An 8,872-nucleotide genomic window follows, 5' to 3' on the forward strand; every position below is an offset into this window, starting at 1 on the left:
CCGCGGTCCCGCGGGCCGGTGCCGCCCCCGCGCAGCCCGCCGCGCCCGAAGCGGCCCGGGACGAGCTCAAGCCGGCCGGGCGCACCCACGAGGTGGTCGTCCGCGGCGTGATCACCGGAGCCGACGACCGTCCGGTCCGGGGTGGTGTGGTGACGATCCTCACCCTCTCGGGCGAGCACGTCGACTGGAGCCGGGCCGACCATGACGGCTCGTTCTCGGTGGTGCTGCCCGGTTCCGACCGCTACGTGGTCATCTGCTCCGCGGACGGCTGGCGGCCCGAGTCGGAGGTCATGGAGCTCGCCGAGGTGCCGGGCGAACGGCGTCTGCGGCTCTCCGGCCCGCTGACGCTGTCGGGCACGGTCACCGCCGACGGATCGTGGGCCGAGGCCGTGCTGGTCCTCGTGACCCGGCCCTCCGGTGAGTCCGTCGGCTCGGCGCGCACCGACCAGGAGGGCCGGTTCCAGATGACGCTGCCCCCGGCGGGCCGCTACGTGGTGACGTGCGTCGACGCCTCCGTGCCGCGGGCGGTGTCCCGTGCCGTGCTCGTCGGCTCCGCCTCCCAGGAGCTCGACCTGGAGATCGGCGCCGAGGCCGAGCCAGTGCCGGCGTCTGCGCCATGACCGCCGACAGCTCACGCGACAACGTCGTGCGGGCGGCCCGCCGGCTGTTCGGCGAGCGGGGCTACCGGTCGGTGACCATCCGCGAGGTCGCCGCCGAGGTCGGGCTGTCCCCGGCGATGGTGATGAAGCTGGTCGGCAGCAAGGAGCAGCTGTATGCCGATGCGGAGCCGATGTCGCCGGAGCCCTATGACCTGCGCGTGCCACGGTCGCGGATGGGCTACGAGCTGGTCCGGCGGATCCTCGACCGGCGCGAGCAGGACATGGCCGAGCCCTGGGCGCGGGCGGCCTACCTGACCCACGGCTCGCCCGATCCGGAGTCGTCGCGGGCGAGCTTCCACGCGTCATACCTGTCCATGCTGCGCGAGGTGCTCGGTGACGACCCGGACGGCCTGCGGCGCAGCGAGCTGGTCGCGGCCATGCTGATCGGACTGGCCACGGCCGTGCGCACCCTGCGGCTGCTGCCCCCCGACCGGGTCGACGTGGACGAGCTGGTCGAGGAGTACGGCGCACGGGTGCAGTCGCTGATCGACGAGGGTGCGGTCACCGGTGCAGACGACCCGGCGGGCTGATGGCCGGGCAGGGTGTGGACCCGCGGCGCTGACGGCCGCTCACTAGGCTGCTGGGTATGACGGTGCGGCGCGTGATGGGGATCGAGACGGAGTACGGCATCTCGGTGCCCGGTGACCCGACGGCCAACCCGATGTTGCTGTCGGGGCAGGTGGTCAACGCCTACGCCACCCAGCAGGGCATGCGGGCGGCACAGGCCAGCTGGGACTACGAGAACGAGGCACCGCTGCGCGACGCGCGGGGGTTCGAGATGGGCCGGCAGATGGCCGAGGCGAGCCAGCTGACCGACGAGGAGGACCCCACCCTCGCCAACGTGGTGCTCACCAACGGCGCCCGCCTGTATGTCGACCACGCCCACCCCGAGTACAGCTCGCCGGAGGTGACCTCACCCCGGGCCGCGGTGACCTGGGACCGGGCCGGCGAGCTGGTCATGCGCGACGCGGTCCGGCTGCTGTCGCGCACCGGTCAGCCCGGCGTGAACCTCTACAAGAACAACACCGACGGCAAGGGCGCGTCCTACGGCACCCACGAGAACTACCTGATGCCCCGCGAGACGCCGTTCACCGACATCGTGCGGCACCTCATCCCCTTCTTCGTCGTCCGGCAGGCGATGTGCGGGTCGGGGAGGGTGGGCATCGGGACCGAGTCGACCACGGCCGGCTACCAGATCGCCCAGCGGTCGGACTTCTTCGAGGTCGAGGTCGGGCTCGAGACCACGTTGAAACGGCCGATCATCAACACCCGCGACGAACCGCACGCCGTGGCCGACCGCTACCGGCGGCTGCACGTCATCCTCGGCGACGCCAACCAGTGCGACGTGGCAAACCTGTTGAAGCTGGGCACGACCAGCCTGGTGCTCGCGATGATCGAGGACCGGGCGCTGCGCGTCGACCTCGCGCTCGACCACCCGGTCGCGGCACTGCGCGCCGTCTCGCACGACCCCACCCTGCAGACCCTCGTCGCGCTCAAGGACGGTCGTCGACTCACCCCCGTCCAGCTGCTGTGGGCCTACTTCGAGCAGGTCGACCGCTACCTGCAGGAGCGTTCTCCCGGCGCGGTGGACCCGGACACGGCCGAGGTCATGTCGCGGTGGTCCTCGGTGCTCACCCGTCTCGAGCGCGACCCGATGGAGTGTGTTCGCGAGCTCGACTGGGTGGCCAAGCTCTCGCTCCTGCAGAGCTACCGCGACCGGGACGGCCTGGAGTGGTCCGACTCCCGGCTGCGGGCGATCGACATCCAGTGGTCCGACGTGCGCCCCGACAAGGGGTTGTTCAACCGGATGGAGCAGCGCGGGCGGATCGAGCGGCTGATCGACGACGTCGCGGTGAAGGCCGCGATGACCGAGCCGCCGGAGGACACGCGGGCCTACTTCCGTGGCCGCTGCCTGGAGAAGTTCCCGCGCGAGGTGGCGGCCGCCTCGTGGGACTCGGTCATCTTCGATGTGCCCGGGCACCCGTCGCTGCAACGTGTGCCGATGCTCGAGCCGCTGCGCGGCACCCGGGACGGCGTGGGCGCCCTGCTGGACCAGAGCGACAGCGCGGCGGCGCTGCTCGAGGGGCTCGCGTCCGCGTCCGGCTGAGGGCGAGCCGACGCGTTCAGGTGGTGGAGCCCCCGAGACACCGCGGGTGCGGCCCGTTAGGGTCGGAGTAAGGGTCCTGCGAACGGCAGCGGGACCGCGGCCCAGACGGAGGATGAGACGGATGCCAGGTCAGGAGCACAGCCGACCGCAGCGTCGCGAGGACGAGCCGGACGAGGTCCCCGGGCCCACGCCGGCGCCCGAGGCCGCAGCGGACAAGGAGGCCCTCGACGAGGACATCGACAGCGTCCTCGACGAGATCGACGACGTGCTCGAGTCGAATGCCGAGGAGTTCGTGCGGGGCTTCGTCCAGAAGGGTGGCCAGTGAACGACGGAAGGCTGCCCGCGGCATACCTGTCCACCGGCTCCTCGTCGTTCACCGAGTTCCTGAAGGACCACGCGCCGCACCTGATGCCGGCGGGCCGGGGCCTTCCGTCGGGCGGGACCGTTGAGGCCCCGCACGGCACCACCATCGTCTCGCTGGCCCACGGCTCCGGCGTCATCATGGCCGGCGACCGCCGGGCCACGATGGGCAGCTTGATCGCCAACCGCGACATGGAGAAGGTCTTTGCGGCTGACGACTACTCCGCGGTCGGCATCGCCGGCACTGCTGGGGTCGCCATCGAGCTGGTCAAGCTGTTCCAGGTGGAGCTCGAGCACTACGAGAAGCTCGAGGGCACGCTGCTCTCGCTCGAGGGCAAGGCCAACCGGCTCGCGACGATGATCCGGGGCAACCTCGGCCTCGCGATGCAGGGCCTGACGGTCGTGCCGATGTTCGCCGGCTTCGACCTCGACCGGGACGAGGGCCGGATCTTCTCCTACGACGTCACCGGAGGCTGCTACGAGGAGCACCACCACCACAGCATCGGCTCGGGTTCGCTGTTCGCCCGCGGCTCGTTGAAGAAGCTGTGGAAGCCGGACCTGACCCTGGACGAAGGGGTGCGCGTCGCCATCGAGGCCCTCTACGACGCGGCCGACGACGACTCGGCCACCGGTGGGCCAGACCTGGGCCGGCGGATCTGGCCGACGCTGGCGGTCATCGACCAGGCCGGCACCCGGTTCCTGGATGACGAGCGGCTCGAGGCGGTCGTCGAGCAGATCGTCGCCGACCGACGAGGCAACCCCGGAGGTGCGCGATGACGATGCCGTTCTACGTCTCGCCCGAGCAGGTCATGAAGGACCGGGCAGACTACGCGCGCAAGGGAATTGCCCGAGGCCGCTCGGTCGTGGCCCTGGGCTACGAACACGGCATCGCGTTCGTCGCCGAGAACCCGACGCGGGCCCTGCACAAGGTCTCGGAGATCTACGACCGCATCGCGTTCGCCGCCGTGGGCAAGTACAACGAGTACGAGAACCTGCGGGTCGCCGGCGTGCGCTACGCGGACCTGCGCGGCTACTCCTACGATCGCACCGATGTCACCGCGCGTGGTCTGGCCAACGCCTACGCCCAGACCCTCGGTGCGGTCTTCACCCAGGAGCAGAAGCCCTACGAGGTCGAGATCGTGGTGGCCCAGGTGGGCAGAGCCACCGACCAGGACCAGATCTACCGGCTGACGTATGACGGGTCGGTCGCCTACGAGGAGGGGTTCGTGGCCATGGGCGGTGCCGGCGAGCAGATCACCTCGGGGCTGCAGGAGCGTTGGAGGGCCGGGATGCCGCTGGCCGACTCGCTGGCTCTGGCCGTGGAGCTGCTCGGTCAGGATCCGTCCGGCGGTGAGTCGCGGCAGCTCGGGGCCGGGCAGCTCGAGGTGGCCGTACTCGACCGCCGGCGCCCGCGCCGGAGCTTCCGCCGGCTCGGGGGACCGCTGCTCGACTCGCTGCTCAACCGCGAGGACCCGACGATGGACATCCCGGGCCACGACGAGGTCCGACCCGGCCTGCACGAGACCCTGAGCACCAACCCGCAGACCCAGGGGCAGGACCGCGACCCGGCGGAGTAATTCGGTCGCGCGACGTCAGTACGGGGCGGCATAATGAGGTAGCCTCAGCACCGCATCCCGGGGGACAGCCGCCAGTCGCCGGGCCACTCACGTCGTCAGAGAGTAGGGCCGCACCACTGATGTCGCTCGAACCGGAACACCGCCCCGACCAGACCGGTTCGACTCATCCACCAGAAGCACCCCCGGGCGCCGTGCGGTCCGGCAGGTCGACGGCGGCGTTGCGGCCCGCGCCCCCACTCGCCCCGCGACCGCAGCGGCTCAGCCGCTACAGCTCGCTGCTGCGGTTGCACGGCTACCTGCGGCCCTACCTGTCGCGCTGGATCGTCATGGTCGTCGTCGCGGTCCTCGGCATCGGGACGACCATCGTGGTGCCTCTCGTGACCAAGGCCGTCATCGACGGGCCGATCGCGCAACGCGACGAGCGGGGGCTGTTCACCCTCGGTGCGTTCGCCCTGGCCCTCGGCGCCCTCGAGGCCATCCTGATGTTCATCCGGCGGTGGGTCGTCGCCCGCGCCACGCTGGGCGTCGAGGCCGAGATCCGCAAGGACCTCTACGCGCAAATGCAGCGGCTGCCGATGGGCTTCCACGGCCGGTGGCAGTCCGGCCAGCTGCTGTCCCGGGTCATGAACGACCTCTCGACAGTGCGCCGGTTCCTCGGTTTCGGGCTGCTGTTCATGATCCTCAACATGTTGCAGGTCCTGGTCGTCACCGCGATCCTGCTGAAGATGTACTGGCCGCTCGGCCTGGTCGTGCTGGTCTCCATCGTGCCGATCGTGATGCTGGTGCTGAACAACGAGCGGAAGTACACCAAGATCTCCCGGCGGGTCCAGGACCAGACCGGTGACGTGGCGACCCTGGTCGAGGAGGGCGCCCACGGGGTGCGGGTGATCAAGGCGTTCGGCCGCGCCGAGCACGTCTTCGAGCGGTTCGACGACCGGGCCGTCACGCTCTACGACACCTCGATGGAGAAGGTGCGCCTGCAGGCCCGCTTCTGGACCCTGCTCGAGATCATTCCCACGCTCACGCTGATCGTGGTGCTCGGCTTCGGCGCGATCGCCGCCGGGCAGGACAAGCTGACCATGGGAACCCTGGTCGCCTTCATCACGCTGATGCTCTCGCTGGTGTGGCCGATCGCCTCCCTCGGCTTCCTGCTGTCGATGACGCAGGAGGCGATGACCGCGGCCGACCGGATCACCGAGGTCTTCGACACCGTGCCGAGCATCCCGGACGGTGACCAGGAGCTGGTCGAGCCCCGCGGCCACCTGCGGTTCGAATCGGTGAGCTTCCGCTTCTCCGACGCCGACGAGGACCTGTTGCACGACCTCGACCTCGACATCGCGCCGGGGGAGACGGTGGCGCTGGTCGGGGCGACCGGTGCCGGCAAGACCGCGTTCACCGCGCTGGTGCCCCGGCTCCAGGACGTGACCGGCGGCCGGATCACCATCGACGGCGTCGACATCCGCGACCTCACCCTCGGCGACCTGCGCCAGATCGTGGCGACCGCCTTCGAGGACGCGACGCTGTTCTCGATGTCGGTCCGCGAGAACCTCACGCTCGGCCGGCCGGAGGCCACCGAGGAGGAGATGAACGAGGCGCTCGACGTGGCGCAGGCGCACTTCGTCCGGGATCTGCCGTGGGGCCTGGAGACCCGCATCGGCGAGCAGGGGATCAGCCTGTCCGGCGGGCAGCGGCAGCGGCTCGCGCTCGCCCGCGCCGTGCTGACCCACCCCAGGATCCTGGTCCTGGACGACACCCTGTCTGCCCTGGACGTGCACACCGAGGCGCTGGTCGAGGAAGCCCTGCGACGGGTCCTCGTCGACGTGACCGGCATCGTCGTCGCCCACCGGGCCTCCACCGTGCTGCTGGCCGACAAGGTGGCGCTGCTGCAGGACGGCCGGATCACTGCGGTGGGCACCCACCAGGAACTGTTGGAGACCGTGCCGGCCTACCGCTACCTGCTGGCGGCCGACGACGACGTCGACCCGGACCGGGAGCGCGGGATGGACGACGAGGAGCCCTGGCGCGACGCCCGCGGCGAGACCGAGGCGGAGCGGACGGCATACGCCGACCATTGCGACGCGGACGAACGGGTGGAGCCAGAGTATGAGGAGTCGCGGCGATGACCCCGCAGGCCCAGGGGCAGGCCCCCGCGCCCCAGCGCGAACAGGACGCACGACCGGAGACCGAGGCCGACTGGCGCGGCGTCGCCGCTGAGCACCAGGACGACATCCCCGACGCGGTCGGCCTGCGGCTGAAGGAACGCAGCCGCCGCCTGCTCGGAGACCTGCTGCGGCCCTACAAGTCCACGGTGCTGCTGCTCGTGCTGGTGGTGCTGATCGAGAACGCCACCCGGCTGTCCGTGCCGATCCTGGTCCAGCGCGGGATCGACCACGGGGTTCCGCCGCTGCTCGCCGGCGGCAGCGCGCGGGCGCTGGTGGAAGTCCTCGTCGTCCTGGTCGTGGTCGTGGTGATCCAGGCCGTGAGCCGGGTCTTCTTCCTGGCGCTGTCGGGCAAGATCGGCCAGAAGATCCTGCTGGAGCTGCGCCGCCGCCTCTTCCGGCACTTCCAGCGGCTCGACGTCGCCTTCCACGACCGCTACACCTCCGGTCGGGTGGTCAGCAGGCTCACCAACGACATCGACGCGATCCAGGAGCTGCTGAGCAACGGCTTCGACGGGCTGGTCACGGCGCTGCTGACCATGATCGGCACGGCCTTCCTGCTGGTCTACCTGGACGTCAAGCTCGGCCTCGTCTGCCTGATCGGCTTCCCGATCCTGTTGCTGGTCGTCCGGTGGTTCCGCGACGCCTCGGCCAAGGCCTACCGCGCCGTGCGAGAGAACGCGGCCCTGGTGATCGTGCACTTCGTGGAGACGATGACCGGGATCCGCGCCGTCCAGTCCTATCGCCGCGAGCGCCGCAACCAGGACATCTTCGAGGACGTGACCGAGCGCTACCAGTTCGCCAACGAGAAGTCGTTCAAGCTGGTGGCGGTCTTCATGCCGACCATCAAGTTCGTCGGCAACGTCACGATGGGGGTCGTGATCATCTACGGCGGGTGGCGGGTCTACCACGGCGCCATGACCATCGGGGTGCTCGCCGCGTTCCTGCTCTACCTGCGGATGTTCTTCGAGCCGATGCAGGAGATCTCGCAGTTCTACAACACCTTCCAGTCGGCCTCGGCGGCCCTCGAGAAGCTCTCGGGCGTGCTCGAGGAGGAGCCGAGCGTCGGTGACCCCGCACGGCCGCGGGAGCTGCAGGAGAGTCACGGCGCGGTCGTCTTCGACGGCGTCGAGTTCTCCTACACCCCGGAGAAGCAGGTGCTGCCGCACCTCGACCTCACCGTCCCGGCCGGGCAGACGATCGCCCTGGTCGGCACGACCGGTGCGGGCAAGACCACCATCGCCAAGCTGATCGCGCGGTTCTACGACCCGGGCGCCGGAAGCATCCGGCTGGACGGCGTGGACCTGCGGGACCTGCGCGACCAGGACCTGCGCCGGCACGTGGTCATGGTGACGCAGGAGAACTTCATGTTCGACGGCACGGTGGCGGACAACATCCGCTTCGGCAAGCCGGAGGCCACCGATGCGGAGGTCGAGGCGGCGGCTCGCGCCGTGGGCGCACACGAGTTCGTCTCGGTCCTTCCCGACGGCTATGCGACGGACGTGGGCAAGCGGGGCGGCCGGTTCTCGGCCGGCCAGCGCCAACTGATCACCTTTGCCCGCGCGTTCCTGGCGGACCCCGCCGTCCTCATCCTCGACGAGGCCACCTCCAGCCTCGACGTGCCGAGCGAGCGGCTCGTGCAGCAGGCGCTGCGTACGGTGTTGGCCGACCGCACCGCGCTGATCATCGCCCATCGCCTCTCCACCGTGGCGGTGGCCGACCGGGTGCTCGTGCTCGAGCACGGGCGGATCGTCGAGGACGGCACCCCGGCGGACCTGATCGGCAGCGAGGGTGGACGCTACGCGGCGTTGCACGAGGCCTGGGTGGACTCGCTGGGCTGACGACGACGGCGTGAGGGTCGAGCGGCGTCAGGTGTGGCGGGCGGCGGCGAGCAGCTCGCGCTCCTCGTCGTCCGTGAGCCCCGCAGACCGGGTGCGGTCGTCCGGTTGTTCGCGCGCCCAGGCCAGGCCGTCGGCCAGCGTCTCGGCCAGGGGCCGTGGCGTCAGACCG

8 protein-coding genes are annotated in these 8,872 nt (G+C 70.5%); all 8 read left to right on the plus strand.

Going from position 1 to position 8,872, the window contains the following annotated elements; genetic code table 11:
- The coding region (locus FRW57_RS12770; RefSeq protein WP_162529347.1) for a carboxypeptidase-like regulatory domain-containing protein at window positions 1–620 on the plus strand (620 nt) is incomplete at its 5' end.
- Entirely contained in the window at window positions 617–1,189 is a 573-nt protein-coding gene (locus FRW57_RS12775) for a TetR/AcrR family transcriptional regulator (protein WP_152186144.1), read from the plus strand. The genes FRW57_RS12770 and FRW57_RS12775, both read left to right, overlap by 4 nt.
- Before the next feature lie 56 nt (window positions 1,190–1,245).
- Window positions 1,246–2,766 (plus strand): depupylase/deamidase Dop, encoded by a 1,521-nt coding sequence (gene dop, locus FRW57_RS12780; RefSeq protein ID WP_275263143.1) that lies wholly within the window; start codon window positions 1,246–1,248, stop codon window positions 2,764–2,766.
- Window positions 2,767–2,887: 121 nt separating this feature from the next.
- Window positions 2,888–3,091 (plus strand): ubiquitin-like protein Pup, encoded by a 204-nt coding sequence (locus tag FRW57_RS12785; protein WP_137123000.1) that lies wholly within the window; start codon window positions 2,888–2,890, stop codon window positions 3,089–3,091.
- Window positions 3,088–3,903 (plus strand): proteasome subunit beta, encoded by an 816-nt coding sequence (gene prcB / locus FRW57_RS12790; RefSeq protein WP_238999416.1) that lies wholly within the window; start codon window positions 3,088–3,090, stop codon window positions 3,901–3,903. Before FRW57_RS12785 ends, prcB begins: the two co-directional genes overlap by 4 nt.
- A complete protein-coding gene (prcA, locus tag FRW57_RS12795; protein WP_152186145.1) occupies window positions 3,900–4,703 on the plus strand; it encodes a proteasome subunit alpha in 804 nt (267 codons plus the stop codon). The genes prcB and prcA overlap by 4 nt, the downstream gene beginning before the upstream one ends.
- Window positions 4,704–4,822: 119 nt before the next feature.
- Complete coding sequence (locus FRW57_RS12800) at window positions 4,823–6,826, plus strand: ABC transporter ATP-binding protein (RefSeq protein WP_152186146.1); 2,004 nt, start codon at window positions 4,823–4,825, stop codon at window positions 6,824–6,826.
- Entirely contained in the window at window positions 6,823–8,703 is a 1,881-nt protein-coding gene (locus FRW57_RS12805; RefSeq protein WP_152186147.1) for an ABC transporter ATP-binding protein, read from the plus strand. The genes FRW57_RS12800 and FRW57_RS12805 overlap by 4 nt, the downstream gene beginning before the upstream one ends.
- The last annotated feature ends 169 nt before the right edge of the window (window positions 8,704–8,872 follow it).

It is taken from the genome of Segeticoccus rhizosphaerae (genome assembly GCF_009192725.1).
Classification (GTDB): domain Bacteria; phylum Actinomycetota; class Actinomycetes; order Actinomycetales; family Dermatophilaceae; genus Segeticoccus; species Segeticoccus rhizosphaerae.

Excerpts from the sequence above, each read along its gene's own strand:
- FRW57_RS12775 (WP_152186144.1), top strand. The coding sequence starts at position 617 with ATGACCGCCGACAGCTCACGCGACAACGTCGTGCGGGCGGCCCGCCGG.
- dop (WP_275263143.1), top strand. The coding sequence starts at position 1,246 with ATGACGGTGCGGCGCGTGATGGGGATCGAGACGGAGTACGGCATCTCG.
- FRW57_RS12785 (WP_137123000.1), top strand. The coding sequence starts at position 2,888 with ATGCCAGGTCAGGAGCACAGCCGACCGCAGCGTCGCGAGGACGAGCCG.
- prcA (WP_152186145.1), top strand. The coding sequence starts at position 3,900 with ATGACGATGCCGTTCTACGTCTCGCCCGAGCAGGTCATGAAGGACCGG.
- FRW57_RS12800 (WP_152186146.1), top strand. The coding sequence starts at position 4,823 with ATGTCGCTCGAACCGGAACACCGCCCCGACCAGACCGGTTCGACTCAT.
- FRW57_RS12805 (WP_152186147.1), top strand. The coding sequence starts at position 6,823 with ATGACCCCGCAGGCCCAGGGGCAGGCCCCCGCGCCCCAGCGCGAACAG.